This is a genomic window from Pseudomonas sp. NPDC087804 (assembly GCF_044742965.1).
GTDB classification, from domain to species: Bacteria; Pseudomonadota; Gammaproteobacteria; order Pseudomonadales; family Pseudomonadaceae; genus Aquipseudomonas; species Aquipseudomonas rustica.
Genome location: NZ_JBIUVN010000029.1, coordinates 26,670 through 53,218, shown reverse-complemented (window position 1 = coordinate 53,218; position 26,549 = coordinate 26,670). Strand labels below are relative to the sequence as shown.

Sequence of the window (26,549 nt, the reverse complement as noted above, 5' to 3'; positions counted from 1 at the left end):
TTTTTTAGATGGGGCTCAGATCAGTCGTGTACAGCGAGATACCCAACGAGGTGCTCAGGCTGACGGTGCCTTCTTCGTCCTGTTCGACGGAGAACAGCAGCAATTCGCGGCGATCGGTCAGGCCGGTTTCGCGTGCGTAGAGCATCGAGTGGTGTTCGATGGTGTAGGACTCGTCCGGATTGATGACTTGTTCGGTCATCGGCACCAGTTCGGTCTGGCCCTGTTCGGTGCCCCATTCGCGGGTGTACTCGACGCCATCGTGGGTGTAGGTCGGCAGGCCGATCGCGCTACTTGGGCCGGCCAGGCGCTGCAGTTCGGCGTCACTGTTGACGGTCACGTAACTGAGGTAGTTGAACAGCGTGACCGATTCGATCTGGTCGTCGCCGGTAACGTGGATCTGCAGCCAGAAATCCTCGTCGTTCATGTAATAGCGGTGCAGTTTGTTCGACTGGCCGAGGTCGACCCAACCGGCGCTCCAGATCGCTTGATCGAAGGGCACGCGCACCGTGGTCGAACCGTCGAGCAACAGCGCCAGCGTCGTATCGAACCTGACAGCCTTGCCCTGGGCCATGCCGAGTGGGCCACTGGCAACGGTCGGTGTCGGCGCAGCGGTCTGCCAGTTGCTGGTGCCCAGCAAATCTTTAAACCATCCCATGGGTACGTTCCTTGAGGCGGGTGGAAGTGTTCGTCGGCGGAAAAAGCGTGGCTAGTGTACCGGGCCGGGATCCCATGTAGGAGCTGCCGAAGGCTGCGATCTTTTGATTTTGTTTTTAAAGACAAGATCAAAAGATCGCAGCCTTCGGCAGCTCCTACACAGGGCAGGTTGCGATGTTACTGAGCGGATTTCTGCTTCAGGCGCTCAAGGATCGCATTGGCGCTGCCGGCGTTCGGCGTGATGCCGGCTTCTTGCAGTTTGCGATCCAGGTCATTGCCGGTCGCGGCGTCTGCCAGTTCATCGGCAGCGCTCAGTTCGGCAGCGCGTTGTTGCTGTTTGGCTTGCAGGCGGTTCAGCGTACCCACGGCGGTTTCCAGTTTGCCGTTGGCGCCGCCGCTGGCGATGGACGCACTGACCTGAGCCTTTTGCACGCTGTCGCGGGCCTTGGCCATGTCGACTTGCTGGCGCAGGCTCTTGATGCGGGCTTCGGCCTTGTTGATGTCTTTGCGCATGTTTTCGGCGTAGACACCGAACTCGTCGCTCTGCTTTTTCTCGGCATCGAGGTCGTTGGTCAGGGTCGAAATCGCTTCGGCCACTTCCAGCGCCAGATCTTCACGGCCAGCGTTCAACGCCGACACAGCCTTGGCTTCGAGATCCTTGATCTTGGCGTCGTACTCGCTCACGCGATCGGCGGCCAGTTTGTGCTTGGCCATGATGGTGACCAGCTCGCGACGTGCGTTCGACAGGGCGGTGTCGGCATCGCGGATTTCCTGATCGAGGATGCGCAGGGCCTGTTGGTCGACGATCGATTCGCCGACTTCATTGGCGCCGCCGCGCAGTGCGGTGAACAACTTGCTCCAGATGGACTGAGTCATTGGATTTTCCCTGTTGATTACTTGAAGAAGTGTTCGAAGGCTTCGCTCGCGCGCTGCACGTTGTCGACCAGGGTTTTCACCTCGGTGACCACGTTGGTCAGGCTCGAGTCGGCGCTGAGGGCGCCAAACATGTTGTAAACGGTCTGCCCGTTGGGCATCGACTCGATACCGATCGACGACAGCGGGAACATTTCCCGGCTGCGCAACACGGCGTCGTTGAAGGCGTGCACGTCGGTGATCGAATCGATATCGACCAGCACGGTGTCAACGATGATCTGCTGACCGGCGACGGCGATGTGAATCGGCAGACCGCCGAATTCGTTCATTTCCAGCTTGATGCTGGGTTCAGAGCTCTGGATCAGAGACAGCGTGATCTCGTGCGAAGCCACCTCGTCCAGGGCCTTGAGGGCGTTGAAGAGGCTATCGATGTTCCAGTTGTTGCCTGCGCTCATGTAATTCTCCGACATGAAAGAGCCAGCCAGAATCGGTTGGCGTAGCTGTTGCTCCATTTGCTTGAGCAAGCTTCGGTTTTCGGGAAGCACCCAAGTTTCGTGTTTCACATAACCGGCAGCGGCCAGGCCCGCACGCATCTGCTTCATATAAAAGCTCGACGGTTTTTTTGCGGACGCCTTCGCGCGCTCTCCCTTGGGACTTTCGGATTTCGCGGTGGGGGAACGGCTTTTCATGGCTATGACTCGGTTATGAACATCTCACGCGTGAGCCACACTACAACCAATCCAAAATGCCAGCAATGACTCACGCGTGAGTTTTTTATGACAGACGAAAAAAGGCCCGCAACGTGGCGGGCCCTCTGTTTATAGACTGTTTGCAAAGTGTTGCTTAGCGATCAGCCGACAGAAATTCGTCCGTCGAGATCACATTGGCGTAGGCAAAGCCCAGTGCTGACATGAACGCGGCGTGTACATGGGCGGCAGGCACGGTCAGGCCGTTGAATTCCAGATCGCGGCTGGCGCAGGCGTCGTGAATCACCGTCACGGTGTAGCCAAGATCCGCTGCTGCCCGAGTGATGCCATCGACGCACATGTGGCTCATGCTGCCGACCACCACCAGCTCCTTGATGCCTTGCTCATCGAGGATCGATTGCAGTTCAGTCTCGCGAAACGAATTGACGAAGTGTTTGAGCACGACCGGCTCGTCGGCGCGGTTGAGTACTTTCGGGTGCAGTTTGGCGCCGTCCGAACCCGGAGTGAAAAACGGCGCATCCGGCGAAGTGAATTCGTGGCGGATGTGCACCACCGAATCGCCCGCCTCGCGGAACGCTGCAATCAGTCGCGCGGCATTGTCGGCGGCGGCATCAGCGCCGACCAGCGGCCACTTGCCTTGGGGGAAGTAGTCGTTCTGGATATCGACTACGATGAGTGCTTGCTTGGCCATGGGTGTGTCCTCGAAGTGTTTGTTGGTGTGGTGCAAGTATTGGCGCTGGCCGATGATTCGAGGATTGGCCGCACCGACAATAGACAGGGGAAAACTGACAATGGGCGTTGAAAAAGCCGCCATCGCTGAACTCGGCGTGCTGATTTATCCCGGCGCGCAGATGGCGGCGGTGCATGGCTTGACCGATCTGTTCGGCGTGGCCAACCGCATTGCCGCTGAGCATCAGACCGCGCAATTGCCGATGCTGCGGGTCAGTCATTGGCAGGTCGACGGTGATCAGCCGCCCGCGCGGGTTTACGACAGTCATCCGGGCGACGAAAGCGATTTGCTGGCGGTGCTGATTCCGCCGTCAATTGGCGGCTTCAGTTCGGCAAACATGCCACCCAGCCTTGCGCAGTGGTTGCGCGATCAACATGCCCGTGGCGCGACGCTCGGCGGTGTCTGCGTGGGTTCGCTGATGTTGGCGGAAAGCGGTTTGCTCGATGGCCGTAGCGCCACCACCCACTGGACGTCGGCCAAGGCGTTCGCCGAGCAATACCCGAAGATCAAATTGAAAGCCGATACGCCCATCGTCGATGACGGCGACCTGATTACTACCGCTGGATTGATGGCCTGGTCGGAGCTTGGCTTGCGCCTGGTCGACAGGCTGCTCGGGCCGAGCATCGCCACCGGTACCGCGCGTTTTCTGGTGATCGAGCATAGCGACAGTGCCAGTGAGTGCGGGAGCAATTTTGCGCCGATTCTCAGTCATGGCGATGCGGCGATTCTCAAGGTTCAGCATTGGCTGCAAAGCACCGGCGCGACGGATGTTTCGCTGACCGCGATGGCCGAGCGTGCAGGGCTGGAGGAGCGCACGTTTCTGCGGCGGTTTCGCGCGGCGAGCGGGTTGAAGCCGACCGAGTATTGTCAGCATCTGCGGGTGGGCAAGGCGCGCGAGATGCTCGAGTTCACCAATGGCACGATCGATCACATTGCGTGGACAGTGGGGTATCAGGATCCGGGAGCGTTTCGGGCGATCTTCAGGAAGATCACCGGGCTGGCGCCGAGTGATTATCGGGCGCGGTTTGGTGTGACCCCAACCCCAAAAGCAACGAATGCCTAATGTGGGAGCAGAGCTTGCTCGCGAAGGCAGTGTGTCAGTCACATATTTGCCACCTGATACAGCGCTTTCGCGAGCAAGCTTTGCTCCTACAAGGGAAATAGATCGTGCAATTTGCCGGGGTTTTGTCGGCGGTCGTGCAGATTGAAACAGGCGTGGTGCCAGCACGATTTCGCCAAGTTTTTGATTAAACAAAAGTTTCCGTAGAGCAGCCGTTGGCCTGATCTCTGCACCCTTCATCGCTACAGTCATCGAACCGAGGGAAGGGGGACGCATGACCCCGATCACCCGCAGGAAAATCGTCGTCGCCCACTCGGTGCGTGCCGGCGCGCCGCAGCACGAAGTGCAAACCAACAAAGCGCTGGCCCGCTGGCTGGCGCAAATTCTCGGGTTCAAATTCGGTGGCAGTTACGACCCGGAAAAACATCGCGGTCGTGACCTTTATCTATTGCCGACGCAAACCATCGTCGGCGCCACCCACGCTCACGAGCTCGGCATCAAAGGCCCGGAAGATTTGTGGGGCGGATTTGTCGAGCACGACTTCATTTGCACCAAAGCCATCAGCCACGGTTTGCGCAGCCACTTGGCTCATGCGCCTGAGGGCTGGTCGCCGCTGTTTTCCGAACGGGTGCGCAACGTGGTGCTCGACGGCCTCAGCGTGTTTTCCCTGGAAGATGCGCGACCCGCCGCCGAGCATTTGCTGTACAACGGGCCGATCCGTTTGAAGCCGGTTCATGCCTGCGCCGGTCGCGGCCAGGAAGTGATCAAGAGCCTCGACGCCTTCGATGAAATCCTCGCCCGGCCGGATATCGAAAAACAGTTCAGCGAAGGCGTGGTACTGGAACAGGACTTGAGCGACGTCGTTACTCACAGCGTCGGCCAGACGTTCATTGGCGACAAAGTGCTGAGCTATTGCGGTGATCAATACTTGACCAAAGATGCCCACGGCGAAGACGTGTATGGTGGTTCGAACCTGCTGGTGGTGCAGGGCGGCTTTGCCGATCTGCTGAAGCTGGATCTGGCGGATGATGTCCGGCTGGCCATCGAACAGGCGCAGATTTTCGACAGTGCCGCCGATGAAGCTTATCCGCGCTTCTACGCCTCGCGGCGCAATTACGACATCGCTCAAGGGTTGGACAGCAACGGCAAAACCCGCAGCGGCGTGCTCGAACAATCCTGGCGCATGGGCGGTGCCAGCAGTGCTGAAGTTGCCGCGCTGCAAAGCTTCGTCAACGACCCGGGGATGCGCGCGATTCGTGTGTCTTCAGTGGAAACCTACATCGATCAGCCGCTGCCGGCAGACGCCATCGAGGTGTATCGCGGCCCGGCGGAAAACAGTGAATTTCTCCTCAAATACGTAACGGTCAAATCTTATGACGGCTAGAAGCGAAAGCATTCAAATCGACATTGATGATGAACAGATGAGCGGGACGTTTCTCAGTCCCAAATCGAAAGTCCCGGGGGTGTTGTTTGTTCACGGATGGGGCGGCAGTCAGGAGCGAGATCTTGAACGGGCCAAAGGCATCGCCGGACTGGGTTGCGTGTGCCTGACCTTCGACTTGCGCGGGCATACCGGCGGCACCGGAATTCCGCTGACCCGCGTCACCCGTGAAGACAATCTGCGTGATTTGCTCGCGGCGTATGACCGCTTGCTCGCGCATCCTGCGCTCGATACCTCGGCGATTGCCGTGGTCGGCACCAGTTATGGCGGTTATCTGGCTGCAATCCTGACGTCACTGCGCCCGGTGCGCTGGCTGGCGCTGCGGGTGCCGGCGTTGTATCGCGACGAGCAATGGCACACGCCGAAGCGGGAGCTGGATAAAGCGGATTTGCGTGACTACCGAAGCACGCTGGTGCGCGCTGACAGTAACCGTGCGCTGCATGCGTGCTCGCAGTTCACCGGGGATGTGTTGCTGGTTGAATCGGAAACCGATGACTACGTGCCGCACGCGGCGATCATGAGTTACCGCGCGGCGTGTCAGCAGACGCATTCGCTGACACACCGGATTATTGATGGTGCCGATCACGCGCTGAGCGAGCCGGTTTCGCAGCAGGCGTACACCTCGATATTGGTGGACTGGATTACCGAGATGGTCGTCGGCGAACGGTTGAGCATTATTCAATCCACATAATCTGTGTTGTTCTGTCGGGCGCAATCGCGAGCAGGCTCACTCCTACATTTTGGAATGCGTTCCACTGTAGGAGTGAGCCTGCTCGCGATTGCGATTTCAAATTCAACAACAATCTCAAGAAGGTTTCTTCTCTATCCGCAACGCCTTGGCTTTGGCCTCTACCACCAAATACATCACCACCGTAATCAACAACGGCAACAGAAAATAAATCGCCCGATACGCCAGCAACCCCGCCACCAGACTCCCTCGCGAAGCCTCGTGCTGCAGCAGCGCAACAAACACCGCCTCCAGCACGCCAAGCCCCGCCGGAATATGCGTGATCACCCCGGCAATCGCGCTGATCAACAGCACACCCAGCACCAACGGATAATCCAGCTTGCTAGGCAGTAACGTAAAAATCACCGCCGCCATCAGCGACCAGTTCAACGCGCCCAACAGCAGTTGCAACACCGCCATGCGCAGCGACGGCAGGTTGATTTCCACGCCACGAATCGACCACTCGCGGCGCTTGGAAAACTGACACGCCGCGAGGTAACCGGCGCTGACCAGCAGCAACAAAACCCCGATGCCCTGCAACGCGTCGCTGCTGACTTTCCACCCCGGCGGCATAGTCACCAGACCGCTGCTGAACACCGCGCCGGCAATGGTCATGTAGCCAAACCAGTTGGTCGCCAGGCTCAGCCCGAGAATCTTGGCGATGTTGCCTTTACTCACGCCCAACCGTGAATACAGCCGATAACGCATGGCGATGCCGCCGACCCACGCGCTCAGGTTCAGATTGAACGCGTAGCTGATAATCCCCACCGGCAGAATCTGTTTCCAGGTCAGATCCTGACGAATGTAGGTGCGGCCGATCAGGTCGAAACTGGCGTACACCAGAAAGCTCAGCAGCGTCAGGCTGGCGGCAATGATCAGCGTGCGCACTTTGAAATCGGCGAGGGTTTCCAGTACTTCTTTCCATTCGATGCGCGTGGCGAACATCGTCAGCAACACGATCAATGCGAGGAAGAACAGCAGCGTCAGCGGACGTTTCCAGCGGCTCCATTTCGAGTGCGTCGCTGGCGCCGCGTGACCGCTCGGGTGCGCTTCGGAATGGCTCATGAGCGGTTACCTCGAAACGGCTTGAGCCGCGGTTTGTGCGCCGGCAACCAACCCGCCATCGCCGGGAAATGCCGCAGAAAGTGAAACACCAGAAAGCCCACGGTCATGTGCCAGATGCGCCCGCGTGGCGACTTGCTGGCGTCCATGGCTTTGCAGTGGTTTTGGCTGAGGTCTTCGAGGCGCTCGAACAGATGCTGATTGAACGCGCGATCGCGGATCAGCACGTTGGCTTCCAGGTTCAGCGACAGACTCAGCGGATCGAGATTGCTCGAGCCGACGGTGCTCCATTCTTCATCGACCAGCGCGACTTTGCCGTGCAGCGGACGCTGGCAATATTCGTGAATCTGCACGCCAGCCTTGAGCAAATAATCGTAGGTCATGCGCGCCGCGAGTTTCGCCACCAGCATGTCTGGCTGGCCTTGCAGGATCAGCCGCACATCGACACCGCGCCGCGCGGCATTGCGCATTTCGCGCAGCAAGCGGTAACCGGGAAAGAAGTAGGCGTTGGCGATCACCACACGGCGTTTGGCGCGGCGCAGCACTTGCAGATAAACGTCTTCGATATCAGTGCTGTGTTGGTCGTTGTCGCGGAACACCAGACGCACCTGACCGTCATGATCATCGAAGGCCATTTCCGCGCGACGCTGGCGCCGGCGTTGCCACCAGAACCGCGCGCGGCCCGGCCGGCCACTTTGCAGCAGGGCGAAGTGATGGATGTCGGCGACCGCCGGGCCCTGAATTTCCACCGAATAATCCTGCTTGGCTTCGGGGCCGAAATCGGCCAGATGATCGCCGGAAAAATTGATCCCGCCGATGAACGCGACCATGCCGTCGACCACGACGATTTTGCGGTGCAAGCGGCGGAACCAGTTGGTACGAATGCCGAGGCGTTTCGGCGCTGGATCGAAAATCTGCAAATGCACGCCGGCCTCGCTCAATGCGGCGAGATAACCGGTGGTCAACTCGCCACAACCGAAGCCGTCGAGGCTGACGGTGGTGCGCACGCCGCGCTTGGCCGCATCAATCAGAATCTCCTGCAACTCGGCGCCGACCTTGTCTTCGAAAACGATGAAGGTCTCGAGAATGATTTCACTCTTCGCCGCACGCATTGCTTCAAACACACGGGGGAAGTATTCCTCGCCGTTTTCCAGCAATTGCACATGGTTGCCGCCCTGCCAGCGGTACTCGACGTCGACCTGACCGGGCTCGCGCACCGGCGGGGTAATGCTGATGGGTTCCACGGCGGATTTCTCCAGCGGCGCGCTGTTCATAGTTCGATCTCCACCGATAACGGTGCGTGGTCGGAAAGGTGAGACCAGGGCCGGTTGGCGAGGACTTTCGGCTGGCTGGCTTTGAGGTTACGGACATAGATACGGTCGAGGCGCAGGGTCGGCAGACGTGCGGGGAAACTGCGCGCCGGTTTGCCGTGGTGCTCGGCGAACACTTCGCGCAAGCCACAGGGTTTGAGCAACGCATCGGCGCGCTGACGCCAGTCATTGAAGTCACCGGCGACGATCACGGGCGCGTCGTCCGGCAGCTCGGCCAAGCGTTCGCCGAGTAGCTTCAACTGGGCGTTGCGATGACTTTCACGCAGGCCCAGATGCACGCAGATCGCATGGATCTCGGCGCCGTCGCCCGGCAGACGCAGCACGCAATGCAGCAGGCCACGGTTCTCATGGCCGCTGATCGACACGTCGAGATTGTCGTGGCGGATGATCTGGAATTTCGACAGCAACGCATTGCCGTGATCACCGTCCGGGTACACCGCGTTGCGCCCATAGGCGAACTGCGGCCAGAGGCTGTCGGCGAGGAATTCGTACTGCGGCATCGTCGGCCAATTGCTGTAGCGCTTGTGATGATGCTCGTGGGTGCCGTGAACTTCCTGCAGGAACACCACGTCGGCGGCGACGCTGCGCACCGCTTCGCGCAATTCCGGAAGGATGAAGCGCCGGTTGAGGGCGGTAAAACCCTTGTGGGTGTTGACCGTCAGCACGGTGAAAGTACGCACCGACGGCGCGACGACCGAGCCTTCATCGGTGAAGCCGACCGGTTCTGAAATACTCATGCCAGCACTCCTTCGCCAGCGGGTTCACCGGGGGTGGTGGCGAGGTCTTTATCCAGCTCGAAACGGTGCAGCAGATCACGGGCGTCGTAGGGCGCGCGGACTTTGATGTCGTTGTCGAAATAGCAGAACACTTCGCGGGATTTGCGTGCGCGCGGCTTCAAGCGCGGGGCGATCAGATGGGCATCTTTCGGTTGCTCGCCATGGTGCCAGGCGTCGATGCGCTCGGCCCAACGCTTGAGGGCTGGCGCGGTGTAGCCGCTGGCGTAGAGTTCTTCGGCACCGTGCAGGCGCAGGTAAACGAAGTCGCTGGTGAGATCTTCGCGGTACGGCCATTTATCGGCGGTGTCGGCGATTACCAGCGCGGTGTTGTAGCGCTTCAGTAACCGCACAAATTCGGGATCGAGGAAGCTGTCGTTGCGGATTTCCACGGCGTGGCGTAACGGCTTTTTGCGCCAGGCTTTCATGCTCGCGTGGCCGTGCAGGTGGGAATCGTGTTGGTGGGCGAGGGCGGCGGCCGCTTCGGTGTCGTGGGGCAATAGCGCGAGGAAATGCTCGAAACGCTCGGGCTCGAATTTGAAGTTCGGCGGGAACTGCCAAAGGATCGGCCCGAGTTTTTCCTTGAGCTCGAGAATCCCGGAGGCGAAGAAGTTAGCCAAGGGTTTTTCGATATCGCGCAAACGGCGGATATGGGTGATGAAGCGCGGGGCTTTGACGCTGAAGACGAAGTCGTCGGGTGTTTCGGCGTACCACTGCGCATAGCGTTCGGGCCGTTGCAGGGCGTAGAACGATCCATTGATTTCGATGCTGTTGACCGCCCTCGACGCGAACTGCAGTTCGCGCTTTTGCGCCAGTCCCTTGGGGTAGAAGTCCCCGCGCCACGGTTCGTAGCGCCAGCCGGAAATACCGATGTGAATCGTCGCCATGCCACCCTCCCGTTGAAAGCCCTCGTGTTGCCGCTGTCTTTTGATGACTGCGGGCGGATCGGGAAAGTTTCGGTGGCGTTACGGACGGTCACATCTAAGGCGAAGATCAAAAGCGCTCCCCCTCACCCCAACCCTCTCCCCCAAGGGGGCGAGGGGGAAGGGAGCAGATCTGCGTGGTTTTGAAGGCCTGAGTTCGACTGTAGACCTCAGGTCGATGCATCAAGACCAGTCAACTCGGTCAGTTCCCTCTCCCTCTGGGAGAGGGCTAGGGTGAGGGGGCTCTTGAACTTGCCGCGCAAAACTTGATCAGTTCCTTACAGGTTCAGCCACGGGAGATCGGAGTTTTGGTCAAGTTCAGGATCGCCATTCTGCTGGGAGCATTGCTGTTTCTCGGTGCCAGTGAAATCGACGCCGCCGCGCTGCCGGGTGTTCCGGCCGCTGCCGAGGAACCGGCCAAACCCGAGCCGCTGGTGCAGGGCGGTCTGCTCGGTGCGATCAGTTCGAGCATCGACGACGTGCAGGACAAACTCGACATCAACGAGCATCTGGTCGACGCCTGGCGCCTGCGCGCCGACCGTGCGGCCGATGAAGTCGACAAATTGGTCAACCAGCCGTCGAACCGCTCAGGCTGGAGTGTCGCCGGAGATTTCCTCACGCTGTCCGGCACCTGGCTCGGCAGTTTTGCGCTGCTGACCGTTCTCGGCAGTTTGTTGGCCAACCGTATGCGTGGAGGTCGCTGGTTACGCACCCGCCAGCGCAGTCAGGATCTGATCGGCTACTTGCTGCCGTACACCCTTCCGGCGCTGATCTGCCTGCCGTTGACCCTGTATGTCAGTCATTTTCTGCAAGCTTCGGTGGGGCGCGCGCTGGCGCTGTGTCTGGCTTATGCCACCAGCAGCGGCATCTTTTCCACCTCGATGCTGTTATGCGTGGTGGTGATGTTCAACGTCGGGCACAAACGTCCCGCTGCACGCATCATTCGCAATTATTGTCCGCGACCGTTGTTCCTGATCGGCTTCCTCGCCGCCCTCAGCGATGCGCTGACCAGCCCGCAAATCGCCCGGCAACTGGGCGGCAATATCACCAGCAGCGTCGCCGTGTTTACCGGCCTGATCGCCTCGGTGATTTTCGGATTGTTGGTGATTCGTCTGCGTCGCCCAGTGGCGCATCTGATCCGCAACCGCTCGCTGGCTCAACGTTTGAAACAGCCCTCCTTGCAAGAGTCACTGCGGATTTTTTCCGGGCTGTGGTATTGGCCGATTGTGTTGATGGTGCTGGTCTCGGCGGTCAACCTCATCGGCATCGGCGAGGACAATCAAAAAGCCCTGCGCTGCGCGTTGTTCACCACGGTGCTGCTGATCGGCACGGTATTTCTCAGCACGATTCTGCAGCACTTGTTCAAGTCACGAAAAGCCGAAGCGATCCAGCGCAGCAGCGCTTACAAGGAACGCTTCCTGAGCCTGTTGCACGCCTTGCTGCGGATCGTCATCGCGATTGCCTTCATCGATATTCTCGGACGGATCTGGGGCGTGTCGCTGCTTGATTTCGCCCAGAGCAGCACGGTCGGGCGAGCGATCAGTAACGCGCTGAGCAGCATTGGTCTGATCTTCCTGGTGACCTGGCTGTTGTGGGTGGTGCTCGACACGGCGATTCAGGAGGCACTGAAACCGCCGCTCAGCAAACGCGCGGCGCGCCAACCGAGCACACGGGTGAAAACCATCCTGCCGCTGCTGCGCAACGCGATCAAAATCATCCTCGTGGTGATCTGCGCGATCACCACCATGGCCAACCTGGGGATCAACGTTGCGCCGCTGCTGGCGGGTGCCGGGGTGGTCGGTCTGGCCATCGGTTTCGGTTCGCAGCAACTGGTGCAGGACGTGATTACCGGGCTGTTCATCATCATCGAAGACACCCTGTCGATTGGTGATTGGGTGGTGCTTGATTCCGGGCATGCCGGTACGGTCGAAGGGCTGACCATTCGTACCCTGCGCCTGCGTGACGGCAAGGGTTTTGTGCACTCGGTGCCGTTTGGCCAGATCAAGGCTGTGACCAACCAATCGCGGCAGTTTGCCTATGCGTTTTTCTCGGTGCAGTTCACCTATGACACGGACGTGGATAAAGCCATTGAGTTGATTCGCGAGACCGGCGATTCGATCCGCGAAGACCCGTTCCTCAAGTACAACCTGCAAGGGCCGCTGGATGTATTTGGCGTGGATCGGATGGATTTGAATGGCGTGGTGCTGACGGCGCAATTCAGAACGGTGTCGGGCGGGCAGTATGCGGTGAGCCGGGCGTTTAACCAGCGTTTGAAGAAGCTTGTGGATAACACCGAGACGGTGCATTTCGCGCAGACTTATCCACAGCAGGTTTTGTTGCCGAAGCGGCAGGTGCAGGAGGGAGAGGTGGTGGCGACCGAGGTGCCGCAGGGGTCGCGGACATAGCGCAGGTCTCGTGTGCTAATACTGGCCTTATCGCGAGCAGGCTCACTCCTACAGGGGAACGCATTCCAAAATGTAGGAGTGAGCCTGCTCGCGATGAGGTCAGAACAGTCACCCTCAATGCCGAATCAGCTTGCCGCGCACCTGCTCCATATCGATCTGATCCAGCTCCAGCCAGAACTGCTGCTTGCCGGCAATCTCCGCCGCCGCCGGCAACCCATCCCGATACACCAATCGATTGCTCACCAACGCTGGCACTTTCACCCCCGGCAACAACGTCCCGGCCAGGTTCAGTGGATCAACCCCACACACCGCCACCAGACTGCCGTCATGCGGCCGCCGCCGTACCTCGCGCAACAGTGGAATGGCTTCGGGCAAGGCAAACTGTTCCCCCGCCAAACCACTGACAAACCGCCCGCCACGAATCTCGCCGCGCGCTTCCAGCCGATGAAACGTGCGCAGCAATTCCCGCCAACTCGGCAGCCAATCCGCCTCACGCTCCAGCAAGCGCCAGAACACCACGCCGTAACGGCGCAGCAAGGTCATGGCGACATGCTCCAGGGTTTCGCTGTTATCCACAGCCGCCCCGCGCCGTAGCAACGCCCAGCGCCCGGCATCATCCATGCCGCCAACAAACGCCCCGCGTCCACGCCGACTGCTGCGCTGCTGGCGCTTGCTTGCCGGGGTAATCAGCGCACGCAGGCCGGCGAAGCTGTCGGCGTTCACCAGCCCGGCGCCGACCAGTTCCTGCAAAGCGATTTCCAGTTCGGTGCGCAGCAAATGCGCTTCATGAATCAGCTCATCGAAAAACAGCGCGCCGTGCTGACTCAAGGCTTCAAAGACCTTCTGGGTTTTCGGCGACAGCTCGCTCACGGATGTCTGTTCGGCCAACGCACTCCACAAGCCAACCTGACTGCGCGGCAGCAACACAATCGGCGTGCTGCGCAACGCCGTGCCGCTGATTTTTTGCCGGGCACTGAGGCGCGTCCACACCAGTTTTCCGTTGCGGCATAGGTCATCCAGCCAGCTCGGCGAATAGTCTTTCAGGCGCGCCGGGAGAATATCGCTGTCCCACGCCGAGGCCGCCGCGGCGTAGCCTTCGAACTGGCCGACAATCGACGGCAACACCGCGCTACCTTGGCCACGAGTCGCGGGCGAAAGGTGCTGCCAGTCGAACAGAAAGCGCATGAAATCCTGCAACGCCACCGGTTCGATTTCCCGGCGCAGACGCTTGACCGTGTAGCGATGAATGCGCGCGAGCAGGTGGCGTTCGCACCATTCTTCGATGTTCAGTTTCGGCGTGAATTGACCGCGCAGGACATAGCCTTCGCGCTCGAGTTGGGCGAGCGCTTGGTTGACTTGAGTGGTTGGCAGCCCCAGCGGTTCGGCGATAGCGGTTAACGGCAACGGGCCGAAAGCACCGAGCCGTGCGCGGATCACTTCGACCAATGCCTCGTCAAACGTCCAGCCTTCATCGAATCCCGGCAACGCCTCCAGCTCAGGTTGCACTTTGGCCTGTGGATAAAGCGCTTGCAGGCAGGTCAGGCGTTCGCGGGCCAGCCATAAACAATGCTCGGCATTAATCTGCAATCGGCAGGCGCGGCCGCTGCTGGCCAGGGTTTCCAGCCATTCACGCCAGCCTTCGTTCGCTTGCACCTCATCCTCGCTGATGCACGCCAGACTCATCAGCGCCTCATGCATTTCATCCACAGCATTCGGCGTCGGCCACGCCTCTTCGCGCACAGCCGTAATCGCGTCGGCATCCAGCGCACCGAGATCATCAGTCGATTGCGGATCGCTCCAGCGCCGGTTGATCACCGCTTGGGTACGACGTTCTTCCAGCGGCGCATCGTCGAGAAAGGTGTACGGCCGCGCGCTGAGAATTTCCGCCGCGAGCGGTGAGGGCGCCGGCAGATCACGGCTGATCAAACGCACCTCGCCACGTTCCATGCGTCGCAGCAGATTGAGCCAGCCGTCGCTGTCCATCGCCTCGTGCAGGCAGTCGTCGAGGGTTTGCTCAATCAGCGGATGCTCGGGAATTTCCCGCTCGCCGGCGAGATTTTCCAGACAGGCGATCTGATCGGGAAATACGCTGGCAATCAGGTCTTCGCTTTTCATCCGCTGCAACTGCGGCGCGACTTTGCGTCCGCCGGTAAAACGCGGCAGCGCCAGCGCTACGCCGGCATTCCAGCGCCAGCGCACGCCGAACAGCGGCGCATCGAGCACCGCTTGAATGAGGATGTGCTCGGCGCTGTTGCTGTGCAGATAGCGCCAGATCTCATCCAGTTCAAAACTGTGGCTGGTGGACAGCGACAGCACAATCGCGTCTTCGCTGGCCGCTGCCTGCAATTCGAAATTGAACGTACGGCAGAAACGCTTGCGCAGGGCCAAACCCCAGGCGCGGTTGATGCGGCTGCCGAACGGTGAATGGATGATCAGTTGCGTGCCGCCGGACTCATCGAAAAACCGCTCCATCAGCAGCGTGTCTTGCGAGGGCAGGGCGCCGAGGGTTTGCCGGGCGCGGGCAAGGTATTCGACCAGTTGTTCGGCGCTGGCGCGGTTTAGGCCGAGGGTCTGCGTCAGCCAGTCGAGGGCTGGTTGCAAGTCTCCGGGGCTGGCGCCGAGCAACGCGTCGAGCTGCGCTTGCAGGCGCGCCACGGCGAACGACAATTCATCGCTGCGCCCCGGCGCTTCGCCGAGCCAGAACGGTATGGTCGGTGGCTGGCCGTGGGCGTCCTCGACCCGTACTTTGCCGGTTTCCACACGCAGGATCCGATAAGAGGTATTGCCGAGCTGGAACACATCGCCGGCAATGCTTTCCACGGCGAAGTCTTCATTGACGCTGCCGATGCTCAGGCCCTGCGGCTCGAGCATCACGCTGTAATCGGCGTTATCGGGGATGGTGCCGCCGCTGGTCACGGCAGCGAGTTTCGCGCCACGCCGACCACGCAAGGTGCGGCTGACGGCGTCGCGATGCAGGTAAGCGCTGCGGATGCCTTGGCGACCGTTGTAGCCTTCGGCGAGCATGCTCAGCAGGGCCTGATAGTGTTTTTCGTCGAGGTCGCGATAGGGCGAGGCTTGGCGGAACATCGCCAGCAAGGCGTCTTCTGACCATTCCTGACAGCTGACTTCGGCGATGATTTGCTGCGCCAGAACATCCAGCGGCGCGACGGGAATATGCAGGGTGTCGAGTTCGCCACGGCGCACGCAGTCGAGCAGGGCGGCGCATTCGATCAAATCGTCGCGGGTGGTGGCGAACAAGCGACCTTTCGGTGTGCCACCGACCTGGTGCCCAGAGCGACCGACCCTTTGCAGAAACCCGGCGATGGAGCGCGGTGAAGCGATCTGACAGACGAGATCGACTTCGCCGATATCGATGCCCAGCTCCAGCGAAGCGGTGGCGATCAACACCTGCAACTCGCCGCGCTTGAGGCGTTGTTCGGCGTCGAGACGAAACTCCTTGGCCAGACTGCCGTGATGCGCCGCCACTGCATGTTTGCCGAGGCGCTCGCTGAGGTGGCGGCTCAGGCGTTCGGCGAGACGTCGGGTGTTGACGAAAATCAGTGTGGTGCGGTGCTCGCGTGCGAGTTCGGCGAGGCGGTCGTAGACCAATTCCCAGACATCGTTGGCCATGACGGCCGACAACGGCACGGGCGGCACTTCGATGCCGAGATCCCGTGGCCGGGCGTGACCGATGTCGATGATTTCGCAGGGACGATCATGGCCGACGAGGAACTGCGCCACGGCTTCGACCGGTTTTTGCGTGGCGGAAAGACCGATGCGGGTCAGCGGTTCGGCGCACAAGGCTTGCAGGCGCTCAAGGCTCAGGGACAAGTGGCTGCCGCGTTTGCCGGCGGCCATCGCATGGATTTCGTCGATGATCACCGTGCGCGTGGTGCCGAGCATTTTCCGTCCGGATTCCGAGCCGAGCAGGACGTAGAGTGACTCCGGCGTGGTCACCAGAATGTGCGGCGCGGTTTTGCGCATGGCGGCGCGGTCTTTTTGCGGGGTGTCGCCGGTGCGCACGGCGGCGGTGATGTGGACTTCCGGCAGGTTCATTTGCCGCAGCTGTTCGGTGATCCCGGCGAGTGGATTTTGCAGGTTGATGCGGATGTCATTGGACAGTGCTTTGAGCGGCGAGACGTAGACGACCAGGGTTTCGTCGGGCAGACCGTCGGGGTTTTCCAGGCCACGGTGGACGAGGTCGTCGAGTACGGCGAGGAACGCGGTGAGGGTTTTGCCCGAGCCGGTGGGCGCGGCGATCAGTGTTGAGCGGCGCTGGCGGATCAACGGCCATGCGCGGGCCTGGGCGGCGGTGACCGTCGGGAAGGTCTTGCGGAACCAGGCGCTGACGGCAGGGTGAAAGCCTGCCAGAGCGCTGTCGGCGGGGAGGGGCAGATTCATGGCTTAAGTTATGCGGTCGCAGGGGGGAAGATGCAAGTACCGTTCGGGCCTCATCGCGAGCAGGCTCACTCCTACATATTGGAATGCGTTCCCCTGTAGGAGTGAGCCTGCTCGCGATGGCGCCAGTCGAGGCACTACAAATATCCGGGATGTACACTTTACGGATGACGGTTGCGCACTAAACCCGCAAAATGCAACGATTCCGGCAATTATCGGCGACGCTTCCACAAGATCCGTCGCTCAAGCCATCGTTCCAATCAGACTGGGCCTGCTGACTCTATGCGAATGCGCCTTATGTTACTGGGCGGCGGAAATGCCCTTGGGCAGGCGCTGATTCGCCTCGGTGCAGAGGAAGACATCGGTTTCCTCGCCCCCCGCCCGCCCGAAAACGGCTGGGATGCCGCGAGCCTGACCCAATTGCTCGACGACACCCGTCCCGATGCGTTGATCAACCTCGCCTACTATTTCGACTGGTTCCAGGCCGAAACGGTCAGCGAAAGCCGTATGGCCGGGCAGGAACGCGCGATCGAGCGTCTGGCTGAATTGTGCCAGCACCACAACATCGTCCTCGTGCAGCCCTCCAGTTATCGGGTGTTCGACGGCTCGCGCGCCACCGCTTACAGCGAAAAAGATGAACCAGTGCCGCTGGGTCTGCGCGGTCAGGCGCTGTGGCGTATCGAACAGAGCGTTCGCGCGACCTGCCCGCAGCATGTGTTGCTGCGTTTCGGCTGGCTGCTCGATGACAGCGCCGACGGCACCCTCGGGCGTTTCCTCGCCCGCGCCGAGCAACCGGAAGCATTGCTGCTGGCCGATGACCGCCGTGGCAATCCGACCCCGGTCGATGACGCTGCGCGGGTGATCATCTCGGTGCTCAAGCAACTCGATTGCGCGGCGCCGCTGTGGGGCACTTATCACTACGCCGGCCACGAGGCGACCACGCCGCTGGCGCTGGGTCAGGCGATTCTGACCGAAGCGCGCAGCCTGCACGCCCTGGCCATCGAAGCGCCGACCGCTCAGGCCCACGCCGCGCGTCCGGACGCTGCCGAAGAACCGCAACACGCGGTGCTGGCCTGCAAGAAAATTCTGCACACTTTCGGGATCAAGCCGCGCGCCTGGCGTGCCGCGCTCCCGGCTTTACTGGATAGGTTTTATCGTCATGGCTGAAGGCCCTGTTTTAATCACCGGCGGCGCCGGTTTCATCGGCTCGCACCTGACTGACGCGTTGCTCGCCAAGGGCCATTCGGTGCGGATTCTCGATGACCTGTCGACCGGCAAACGCGCCAATCTGCCGCTGGACAATCCTAAGGTTGAACTGGTTGTCGGCGATGTTGCCGATGCGGCGCTGGTCGCTCAGGCGATGCAGGGTTGCAGCGCCGTGGCGCATCTGGCCGCTGTGGCCTCGGTGCAGGCCTCGGTGGATGATCCCGTGAAGACGCATCAGAGCAATTTCATTGGCACGCTGAATGTCTGCGAAGCCATGCGTCAGGCCGGGGTCAAGCGTGTGCTGTTCGCCTCCAGCGCGGCGGTGTACGGCAACAACGGCGAGGGTGAGTCGATTGATGAAGACACGCCGAAAGCACCGCTGACACCGTATGCCTCGGACAAATTGGCCGGTGAGCATTACTTCGATTTCTATCGCCGCCAGCACGGTCTGGAACCGGCGATTTTCCGCTTCTTCAACATCTTCGGCCCGCGCCAGGATCCGTCCTCGCCGTACTCCGGGGTGATCAGCATCTTCAGTGAGCGCGCGCAGAAAGGGTTGCCGATCACCGTGTTTGGTGATGGTGAGCAGACGCGGGATTTCCTTTATGTCGAGGATCTGGTCGACGTGCTGGTGCAGGCGATTGAAAAGCCTGAAGTGGAAGCCGGCGCGGTGAATGTTGGCTGGAATCAGTCGATGAACCTCAAGCAAATGCTCGCGGCGTTGCAGACGGTGGTGGGGGAGTTGCCGCCGATCAGTTATGGGCCGGCGCGGTCGGGGGATATTCGGCATTCGCGGGCGAATAATCAGCGCTTGCTGGCGCGGTTTACCTTGCCGGAGCAGACACCGATGAGCGTGGGGTTGGCGCGGTTGTTGGGTCGTGGCTGAGAAGCCCCTCACCCTAGCCCTCTCCCGGAGGGAGAGGGGACTGACCGCGGTGGATGGTCGAGTTGCGCCGACCTGAACTATCTGGCTGAACTCAGGTTTTGAAAAGCATGAAGATCGGCTCCCTTTCCCCCTCTCCCTGAGGGAGAGGGCTGGGGTGAGGGGGTTGGATTTCAGCCACCCAACAATTCGAGCAGCCATGAAAAAGGCGCCCTTCAACAGGCGCCTTTTTCACGGCCGGAATGTACCGCTATCCCTTGTGGCGAGGGGATTTAACGAATCGTCGCACCCCGATCAACTGCATGGCAGTCGCCTTCAGATTCAAGTCTGCCCACCACCAAGCCTCATCCACCACCACGCGAATGTTCTTTAGAACTTGTAACCCAACCCCACCATGTACACAAACGGGTCGACATCCACATTCACCCGTGCCCGAGTGCCCGGCGCCACTGCGTTGTTCTCCACTGTCGCGCGAGTATCGATGTCGATATAACGCACTTGGGCGTTGATCATCACCTTGTCAGTCAGCATGTAATCGGCACCGACCTGCCACGCCAGCCCCCAGGAGTTTTTCGCCTTGAAGTTGCTGAAACCTGCAGTCTGCGCTTCGCTGCCGACGTGCTCGTCATAGATCCAGGTGTAGTTGATGCCGCCGCCCACATACGGTTGGAAGGCCGACTTCGAATCCAGCGGGTAGTAGACGACGCTAAGGGTCGGCGGCAGGTGTTTCAGGGTGCCGAGTTTGCCGTTGGCCGCCGGCAGAGCAGTGTTTTTCAGCTTCACGTCATGTTCGAACGGCGAGGCCGCCAGCAACTCGATACCGATGTTGTTGGTGATCATGTAGGCGAAGTTGAGACCCAGTTGAGTGTCGCTGCTCATGGTCGCCTTGCCGCCCAGATTGGCGCCGCTCAGCGGACCCTGATCGACCTTGACGCTGGAGCTGTCGGCCTTCGGGTTGACGGTGATTGCACCGGCGCGAACGATGATGTCACCTGCATCGTGGGCGTGGGCGAGCGGGGCTGCGAGCGCGAGGGCAAACAACGAAGCGCTGAGCAAGGACTTGTTCATGGGGGCTCCAAAGGACGTTAAAAATTTCTGATGTCCTATGGTACGAAGCCAACGGATACGGTCTTTTGACGCAGCTCAATGAAACAGTGAAGTCCCGGGGTTTTGTGGAACCTTTGCCGGCCCCTTCGCGAGCAAGCCCGCTCCCACAGGGGAACTCATTCCAAATGTGGGAGCGGGCTTGCTCGCGAAGGGGCCCTTACAGACAACACAAAACTACCGGGATTTACTCCGGCAGCTCATACACATAAATCTTGTCCGCCTCCATCTGATACCCGGCATCCGCCAGCTCGCTGCTCGACGCCTTGACCTGCAACGGCCCCTCGATCCAGTACGGCTGATACAGCTCATCCAGCTTCACGCCCAACTCGCTTTTCACATGCACGATCTGGTTCGACGGCGGTGGCGGCACGTGGATGCACGCGCCGAAATACGGCACCAGCAAGAAGTCCGTGGTGCGCCCCTCTTCATTGACTTCCAGCGGCACGATATAGCCCGGCAACCGAATGTTCTGGCCATCGAGACTCTGCACCACCGGCGCATTCGGCAGATCCTGCTTCGCCGCTGGCGCTGACTCCGCCGACAGCGCATCGCTCATTTTCGACATGTCGTGCAGCGGGGTCATGTTCGGCACTTCCGGCGCGGCGTCCGGCGGGATCATTTCCGACCATGTCAGGTCTTTTGGCGCCGCGGCCCACACGGGCAGGGCGACCAGCAACAGCAGCGCAAGCAAGGCGCGGGGCATGGTGAACATCCTCATAAACGGATCGACAGGCCATCGGCCAAAGATTGGCGATAAGCGCGCCAGGCCGGCACGCTGCCCATCAGCAGCGCAGCCGCCAGAATGCCACCGAGCAGCGTCCATTCATACTCGCTCGGCCACGCCAGCGGCAGAAACAAACCGTAGTTGGCCTGAACGTAACCCTGCGCCGCAGCGATGCCGATGTACAGCAACGCAACGCCGGCGATCACCCCGGTCAGCGCCAGAGCGAACGCTTCCAGCACCAGCAGACTCGCGATGTGCCACGGTCGCGCACCGACCGAACGCAGAATCGCCATCTCACGACGACGTTCGTTGAGGCTGGTGAGAATCGCCGTGAGCATGCCGATCAAACCGGTCAGCACGACGAACAGCGAAACCACGAACAAGGCTTTTTCAGCGGTGCTCATCAGGCTCCACAACTCCTGCAACGCCACGCCCGGCAGGATCGCCAGCATCGGCTCACCACGGAATTCGTTGATCTCGCGTTGCAGCGCAAAAGTGGAAATTTTGCTGTTGAGACCGAGCATGAACGCGGTGATCGCTTGCGGCGTCAGGTCCATATTGCGCGCCTGATCAGCGCTGATCCGCCCGTTGCCCCGCGCCGGCACGCCGTTGTGCCAGTCGATGTGAATCGCCTCCATGCCACCGAGGCTGATGTGCAACGTGCGATCGACCGGGGTGCCGGTGCGCTTGAGAATGCCGACCACGGTGAACGGTTTGTCGTCGTGTTTGACCAGACTGATCGCCGCCACACCGTGGGCCAGCACCAGTTGGTCACCGAGTTTGTAATGCAATGCGTCGGCGACTTCAGCACCGAGCACCACTTCAAACGGATCGGTGGCAAACGCACGGCCGTCGGCCAGTTGCAGATGCTGCTGGCGCCCGTACTGGTAGTGCTCGAAATACGCTTCAGTGGTGCCCATCACGCGATAGCCGCGATGGGAGTCGCCGAGGGACATCGGGATCGCCCACTTCACCTTCGGATTGTTGGCGAAGTGTTCGAAGCTGTCCCAGCGAATGTTGTTGGTCGCGTTGCCGATGCGGAACACCGAGTACAGCAACAGATTCACCGAACCGGAGCGCGCGCCGACAATCAAGTCGGTGCCGCTGATGGTGCTGGCGAAACTGGCTTTGGCTTCGGTGCGCACCCGTTCAACAGCGAGCAGCAGGCACACTGACAAGGCAATCGCGAACGCGGTGAGGAGGGCGGTAAAGCGGCGGTTGGCCAGGCTGGCCATGGCCAGACGAAACAAATACATCTCAGACCTCGGCAGACGTGGCGGCGCGATTGAGTTCGGCCAGGGACAGATGACGGTCGAACAACGGCGCCAGACTCTGGTCGTGGCTGACGAACAACAAGCTCGATCCGGCTTCACGGCATTCGGCGAACAACAGACGAATGAAGTTTTCCCGGGCGTCGTAATCCAGCGCCGAGGTCGGTTCGTCGGCGATTACTAGTTCGGGCTGACCGATCAAGGCACGCGCGGCGGCCACACGTTGTTGCTGACCGATCGACAGCGAATCCGCGCGACGGCTGAGAATGCTTTCATCCTTCAGACCCAAGTGCGCGAGCAGGGTGGCGGCGGCTTGATCGACGCTGCCGTGACGCTGTTTCGCCCGTTGCGCACGCAGTTTGGAGAAGTGGCATGGCAGCTCAACGTTCTCGCGCACCGAGAGAAACGGCAGCAAATTGAACTGCTGGAAAATGTAGCCGGTGTGATCGACGCGGAAAGTGTCGCGGGCGCCGGCGGAGAGTTCGGTCAGTTCCTGGCCGAGCAAAAGAATGCTGCCGCGATCCGGTTTCTGCACACCGCCGAGCAGGCCGAGCAGGGTGGTTTTGCCGCTGCCGCTCGGGCCTTTGAGAAACAGGGTTTCGCCCGGTTCCAGACGAAACGCCGGGATGTCCAGCAGCGGCGGGTGACCGGGCCAACTGAAGCCCAGGTCGGACAGTTCGATGAGTGCTTGGGTCATGGCACCAATATCATGAGTTTTCATAGCCCTGTAGGAGCTGCCGAAGGCTGCGATCTTTTGATCCTGATCTTCTTAAAGCAAGATCAAAAGATCGCAGCCTTCGGCAGCTCCTACAGGGGGATTTTCGGTGTGATCAGAATTTCAGGGAGGCAGCCTTGGCCGTCACTTCGGCACCTTGCTGGCCGCTCGCGCTGATCAGTTGTACCTGAATTTTCTGGGTCGCCGGGAAGGTATTGAAGATGTTCGCCAGATCCAGTGTCTTCAACGCGCCGGGCGTTGCGCACTTGATCTGGTAGTGCGCGTGGATTTCGCTGTGGTCGTGGTGATGCTCGTGACCGTCCTTGTCCGCTTCATCTTCGTCATGATCGTCGGCATCCGGTTTGTCGCCAAACAACGGACTCTCGAGCTCCTGCCCGACGACCTTGCAACCGGCAGCGGCCGGCAAAGTGAACAGCGCCAGCGGTTTCTCCAGTTGCGCACGAGCGGCGGCGACTTTGGCTTTATCGGCATCCGTGGTCGCGAGGTGTTCAAAACCCACTAGGTTCATCGCCGGGCTTTCCAGCTCCAGTTCCAGGGTCTGACCGTCGAGCGCGGCGTTCAGGCGACCGACACCGTGCTCATGTGCGCCGAGGCTGCCGTGTTCATGATCGTGGTCGTGCTCATCGGCAGCATGGGCGACGGCCAGCGGCAACAGGGCAAACGGCAAAGCGAGCAGCAGACGGCGCATGGCGAACTCCGGGAGTAAAGTGAAGAGTTTGTTATGTAATCTTATAACGAAAGTCCGCAGAGTTTGCCCGTGCGCTTGGCGTTGCACAAGTCCCGTGGGAGCATGCAGGTCAGAAAAGTGCAGGAGCGAACTCAATGTTGCGGATACGCGGAACCGTCGGTGACATGCCGGTGGATTTGACGGTGGAACTGGATGACAGCGACTGGGCACGGCTCGGCTCGGCCCTGAATGGGCAAGTGCAGACGGCGCAGCCTGAAGTGGCCACGTCGGCGCCAGCGGCGAAACCGCTGAATCAGGATGATGCGTTGTGGCAGGTGGCGCGGGATCTGTTGCGTAAGGCCGGGCAACTCAGCGGACCGGATCTGCTTGATCAGCTTGAAGGGCTGACCGGCAGCGCGGTGGCGGGCAAGCGCTTGCTGGTGCGTTTGCGCCACAGTTCGGACGTGAAAGTGGTGAGTGGCGGGGATACGCCGCTTTATAGCTGGATCGAGTGAGCCGCAAAAGATCGCAGCCTGCGGCAGCTCCTACAGGGATGTACACGATCCCAATGTAGGAGCTGCCGAAGACTGCGATCTTTTGATTTTAATAAAGCGCAGCAAACATCTTCCGGCGGTAAACGCTGACCAACGGATGATCGTTGCCCAGCAGCTCAAACACCTGCAGCAACGTCTTGTGCGGCAACCCTTCGGCATAATTGCGATTGCGGATAAACAGCTTGAGCATCGCCTCCAGCGCGGCTTCGTACTGTTGACGCGCCAGTTGCTGGATCGCCAGTTGATACACCGCCTCATCGTCCTGCGGATCTTTTGCCAAACGCGCTTTCAAGTCAGCCGCATCCGGCAGATCGCGCGCCAGACCGAGAAACTTGATCTGCGCCTTGGCCCCGGCCAGCGCGGCTTTGTGCTCGTCGCTTTTGACCGCATCCAGCACGGTCTGCGCTTCGCCCAGCTCACCGCGTTCAGTCAGGCACCGCGCGTAGAGAATCAGCGCTTTGGCGTTGGTGTTGTCTTCATTGAGCATCACCACCAGCGCCGCTTCGGCATCGGCATAACGGCCGTCATCGAACAACGCTTGAGCCTGTTCGAACGGATCGGCAGCAGCCGGCGGTGGCATCTGCACATGCGGCTCAAGCAGGGCACGCACGGCGGATTCCGGTTGCGCACCGGCAAAACCGTCGACCGGTTGACCGTCCTTGAACAGCACCACGGTCGGCAGGCTGCGAATGCCGAAACGGGCGACGATGTCCTGCTCGATGTCGCAGTTGACCTTGGCCAGCAGCAACTCGCCCTGATAGCTCTCGGCAATGGTTTGCAGCATCGGCATCAGCGCCTTGCACGGCGCACACCATTCGGCCCAGAAATCCACCAGCACCGGTTTGCTGAAAGAAGCCTCGATCACCGACTGGTCGAAATCGGCCGTCGTGGCGTCGAAGATGTACGGCGTTTGCTCACTCATGGGGGATCTCGTCAAAGCGTTAATGAACGCACTATAAGCGGTGGCGCAAAAGATCGCAGCCTTCGGCAGCTCCTACACGCGGATACGCATTGCACCTGTAGGAGCTGCCGAAGGCTGCGATCTTTTAACGATCTCAATCACGCCGCGCGTGGTACAGGCTGACATGCCGAAATTCCTCAGGCTCCGCGAGATCCGGCAACGTCATCGCCTCAAGCATTTCAATACGTTCATACAACGGATGGCGAAAATCCCGCACCCGCGAATCCGCCACCAACGCCTCACGGCCACGGCTCAAAAACGCATCGAGCAACGGCAGATTCGCCCGGTCATACAACACGTCCGCCACCAGAATCAGATCAAAGCGGTCGGCCTCGGCAAAGAAATCTGTCGAATAACCCATCTCGACATTATTCAACGCGGCATTCGCCCGGCAGGCGGAAATCGCCAGTGGATCGAGATCGCACGCCACCACCTCAAGCGCTCCAGCCTTAACCGCCGCAATCCCGGCAATCCCCGATCCGGCGCCGAAATCCAGCACGCGTTTACCGCGCACCCACTCGGGAAACTCCGCCAGATAACGCGCCACCGCCAGACCGCTGGCCCAGCAGAAACCCCAGTAGGGCGGCTCATGCAGAATTCGCTGGATTTCTTCTTGGCTGAATTGGCGATCCATGTTGTCGCCATCGATCAGCCATAGCTGTAAATCAGTGTCGGGCAACGCGCAGACCTTGAGTCTGGCGTCGCCGAGCAATTCACCTAACGCTAGTTGCAGGTCGAGCGGTGCCGTCATGGTGCTTTGACAAATTGCAGTTGGCCCAGCGCCTGAGTGGTCGGCTGGCTGATGGTTTGCGAAGGCAAATGCAGGATCAACTGGCCGGACTGGCTGGCGCGGCCACGCAGCTCAACCCGCGCACCGGCCGGGAAGGCGTCTGGGTTGAAGCGCAGGCGGAACGGCAGGATCTGGTTGTTGCCGATCAGGCTGGAACTGGCGAGCAATTGTTGCGGGCGATCCTTCTCATCGATCACCAGCAACGCCAGTTCGACTTCGGCGCCAGCCGGCACGCCTTGCAGGGTGCCACTCAGTTCACGTTGATAAGCCGGCAGCGGGCCAAGCTCGGCAGCCTCTTTGGCTTTTTTCTGCGCCTGTTGTGGCGCCGGCCCCGGAGTCGGCGGCTGCGGCTTGGGAGCATCGCTGCCACAAGCCACCAGCAGGCTGAAAAGACTGAGCAAAACGAGCGGACGTAACGGCATTGGGTGCTCCGGCAAAATGAAATCCATGGATCAAACGATCATGCCGTTCTGTATACCGCAAAGCCTATGGCTTGTCTTGCCACCGGGATGCGCTACCATGGCCCTCCCTTTTTTTGTTGCCAGCCACCATGCACTGTCCCTTCT

General features: G+C 60.4%; 24 protein-coding genes. 7 read left to right on the top strand and 17 right to left on the bottom strand.

The features are described 5' to 3' along the window. Positions 1-4: 4 nt before the first annotated feature. The 4 genes from ACIOMO_RS23975 to ACIOMO_RS23960 all read right to left on the bottom strand — a co-directional run bounded on the left by ACIOMO_RS23975 (position 5) and on the right by ACIOMO_RS23960 (position 2,925). Entirely contained in the window at positions 5-655 is a 651-nt protein-coding gene (locus ACIOMO_RS23975; protein WP_400649309.1) for a DUF2491 family protein, read from the bottom strand. 176 nt (positions 656-831) lie between these two features. Beyond that, positions 832-1,530, bottom strand: a complete 699-nt coding sequence (locus ACIOMO_RS23970; RefSeq protein ID WP_053124296.1) for a PspA/IM30 family protein — start codon at positions 1,528-1,530, stop codon at positions 832-834. Between the two features lie 17 nt (positions 1,531-1,547). Continuing rightward, the gene (locus tag ACIOMO_RS23965) at positions 1,548-2,129 is read right to left on the bottom strand and encodes a YjfI family protein (protein ID WP_246542012.1); all 582 of its coding nucleotides are present in this window, start codon (positions 2,127-2,129) and stop codon (positions 1,548-1,550) included. A gap of 241 nt (positions 2,130-2,370) precedes the next feature. Then, positions 2,371-2,925 carry a cysteine hydrolase family protein gene (locus tag ACIOMO_RS23960; RefSeq protein ID WP_401243966.1) on the bottom strand — a complete coding sequence of 185 codons (555 nt, stop codon included), beginning with the start codon at positions 2,923-2,925 and terminating at the stop codon, positions 2,371-2,373. Positions 2,926-3,025: 100 nt separating this feature from the next. On the opposite strand from ACIOMO_RS23960, the gene ACIOMO_RS23955 reads away from it, so the two are divergent. From ACIOMO_RS23955 to ACIOMO_RS23945, 3 genes are all read left to right on the top strand, one after another. Further along, positions 3,026-4,027: a GlxA family transcriptional regulator gene (locus ACIOMO_RS23955; RefSeq protein ID WP_401243964.1), complete on the top strand. Its 1,002-nt coding sequence runs from the start codon at positions 3,026-3,028 to the stop codon at positions 4,025-4,027. A gap of 271 nt (positions 4,028-4,298) precedes the next feature. Beyond that, positions 4,299-5,408, top strand: a complete 1,110-nt coding sequence (locus ACIOMO_RS23950) for a DUF3182 family protein (protein WP_401243962.1) — start codon at positions 4,299-4,301, stop codon at positions 5,406-5,408. Next, positions 5,398-6,156 (top strand): S9 family peptidase, encoded by a 759-nt coding sequence (locus ACIOMO_RS23945; protein ID WP_053124286.1) that lies wholly within the window; start codon positions 5,398-5,400, stop codon positions 6,154-6,156. The genes ACIOMO_RS23950 and ACIOMO_RS23945 overlap by 11 nt, the downstream gene beginning before the upstream one ends. A gap of 114 nt (positions 6,157-6,270) precedes the next feature. Here the strand turns inward: ACIOMO_RS23945 and ACIOMO_RS23940 are convergent, their stop codons facing one another. Genes ACIOMO_RS23940 through ACIOMO_RS23925 form a run of 4 tightly spaced genes read right to left on the bottom strand, consistent with a single transcriptional unit; the run spans position 6,271 to position 10,245 of the window. Continuing rightward, entirely contained in the window at positions 6,271-7,257 is a 987-nt protein-coding gene (locus tag ACIOMO_RS23940) for a lysylphosphatidylglycerol synthase domain-containing protein (protein WP_401243960.1), read from the bottom strand. Further along, positions 7,254-8,528 carry a cardiolipin synthase ClsB gene (gene clsB, locus ACIOMO_RS23935; RefSeq protein WP_212551335.1) on the bottom strand — a complete coding sequence of 425 codons (1,275 nt, stop codon included), beginning with the start codon at positions 8,526-8,528 and terminating at the stop codon, positions 7,254-7,256. The genes ACIOMO_RS23940 and clsB overlap by 4 nt, the downstream gene beginning before the upstream one ends. After that, complete coding sequence (locus ACIOMO_RS23930) at positions 8,525-9,322, bottom strand: endonuclease/exonuclease/phosphatase family protein (protein WP_053124281.1); 798 nt, start codon at positions 9,320-9,322, stop codon at positions 8,525-8,527. Before ACIOMO_RS23930 ends, clsB begins: the two co-directional genes overlap by 4 nt. Further along, the gene (locus ACIOMO_RS23925) at positions 9,319-10,245 is read right to left on the bottom strand and encodes a DUF72 domain-containing protein (RefSeq protein WP_159815621.1); all 927 of its coding nucleotides are present in this window, start codon (positions 10,243-10,245) and stop codon (positions 9,319-9,321) included. The genes ACIOMO_RS23930 and ACIOMO_RS23925 overlap by 4 nt, the downstream gene beginning before the upstream one ends. 344 nt (positions 10,246-10,589) lie before the next feature. On the opposite strand from ACIOMO_RS23925, the gene ACIOMO_RS23920 reads away from it, so the two are divergent. Beyond that, a complete protein-coding gene (locus ACIOMO_RS23920) occupies positions 10,590-12,686 on the top strand; it encodes a mechanosensitive ion channel family protein (RefSeq protein ID WP_053124278.1) in 2,097 nt (698 codons plus the stop codon). Between the two features lie 114 nt (positions 12,687-12,800). Here the strand turns inward: ACIOMO_RS23920 and ACIOMO_RS23915 are convergent, their stop codons facing one another. After that, the gene (locus tag ACIOMO_RS23915) at positions 12,801-17,087 is read right to left on the bottom strand and encodes a DEAD/DEAH box helicase (RefSeq protein ID WP_401243957.1); all 4,287 of its coding nucleotides are present in this window, start codon (positions 17,085-17,087) and stop codon (positions 12,801-12,803) included. 279 nt (positions 17,088-17,366) lie between these two features. Between ACIOMO_RS23915 and ACIOMO_RS23910 the strand changes: the two genes are divergently transcribed. Both ACIOMO_RS23910 and ACIOMO_RS23905 read left to right on the top strand, forming a co-directional pair. Continuing rightward, positions 17,367-18,251, top strand: coding sequence for a sugar nucleotide-binding protein (locus ACIOMO_RS23910; protein WP_401243955.1), 885 nt, complete (start codon positions 17,367-17,369; stop codon positions 18,249-18,251). Next, positions 18,244-19,176, top strand: a complete 933-nt coding sequence (locus ACIOMO_RS23905) for an NAD-dependent epimerase/dehydratase family protein (RefSeq protein ID WP_401243953.1) — start codon at positions 18,244-18,246, stop codon at positions 19,174-19,176. The genes ACIOMO_RS23910 and ACIOMO_RS23905 overlap by 8 nt, the downstream gene beginning before the upstream one ends. 366 nt (positions 19,177-19,542) lie before the next feature. Here ACIOMO_RS23905 and ACIOMO_RS23900 read toward each other — a convergent pair whose 3' ends face one another. The 5 genes from ACIOMO_RS23900 to ACIOMO_RS23880 all read right to left on the bottom strand — a co-directional run bounded on the left by ACIOMO_RS23900 (position 19,543) and on the right by ACIOMO_RS23880 (position 23,699). Then, entirely contained in the window at positions 19,543-20,241 is a 699-nt protein-coding gene (locus ACIOMO_RS23900) for an OmpW family protein (protein ID WP_053124272.1), read from the bottom strand. A gap of 223 nt (positions 20,242-20,464) precedes the next feature. Then, positions 20,465-20,983, bottom strand: a complete 519-nt coding sequence (locus ACIOMO_RS23895; protein ID WP_401243950.1) for a DUF3299 domain-containing protein — start codon at positions 20,981-20,983, stop codon at positions 20,465-20,467. A gap of 11 nt (positions 20,984-20,994) precedes the next feature. Next, positions 20,995-22,260 carry an ABC transporter permease gene (locus ACIOMO_RS23890; protein WP_401243948.1) on the bottom strand — a complete coding sequence of 422 codons (1,266 nt, stop codon included), beginning with the start codon at positions 22,258-22,260 and terminating at the stop codon, positions 20,995-20,997. A gap of 1 nt (position 22,261) precedes the next feature. Next, positions 22,262-22,972, bottom strand: coding sequence for an ABC transporter ATP-binding protein (locus ACIOMO_RS23885; RefSeq protein ID WP_401243946.1), 711 nt, complete (start codon positions 22,970-22,972; stop codon positions 22,262-22,264). A 133-nt stretch (positions 22,973-23,105) separates the two neighbouring features. Then, positions 23,106-23,699: a DUF2796 domain-containing protein gene (locus ACIOMO_RS23880; protein WP_401243944.1), complete on the bottom strand. Its 594-nt coding sequence runs from the start codon at positions 23,697-23,699 to the stop codon at positions 23,106-23,108. A gap of 134 nt (positions 23,700-23,833) precedes the next feature. On the opposite strand from ACIOMO_RS23880, the gene ACIOMO_RS23875 reads away from it, so the two are divergent. Continuing rightward, positions 23,834-24,193 (top strand): hypothetical protein, encoded by a 360-nt coding sequence (locus ACIOMO_RS23875; RefSeq protein ID WP_401243942.1) that lies wholly within the window; start codon positions 23,834-23,836, stop codon positions 24,191-24,193. Positions 24,194-24,281: 88 nt separating this feature from the next. On the opposite strand, the gene trxA is transcribed toward ACIOMO_RS23875, so the two are convergent. The 3 genes from trxA to ACIOMO_RS23860 form a co-directional block, all read right to left on the bottom strand. After that, positions 24,282-25,154, bottom strand: a complete 873-nt coding sequence (trxA, locus tag ACIOMO_RS23870) for a thioredoxin (RefSeq protein WP_283438823.1) — start codon at positions 25,152-25,154, stop codon at positions 24,282-24,284. 133 nt (positions 25,155-25,287) lie between these two features. Beyond that, positions 25,288-25,944 (bottom strand): class I SAM-dependent methyltransferase, encoded by a 657-nt coding sequence (locus ACIOMO_RS23865; protein WP_401243940.1) that lies wholly within the window; start codon positions 25,942-25,944, stop codon positions 25,288-25,290. Continuing rightward, entirely contained in the window at positions 25,941-26,405 is a 465-nt protein-coding gene (locus tag ACIOMO_RS23860; RefSeq protein WP_053124259.1) for a YbaY family lipoprotein, read from the bottom strand. Before ACIOMO_RS23860 ends, ACIOMO_RS23865 begins: the two co-directional genes overlap by 4 nt. Between the last annotated feature and the right edge of the window lie 144 nt (positions 26,406-26,549).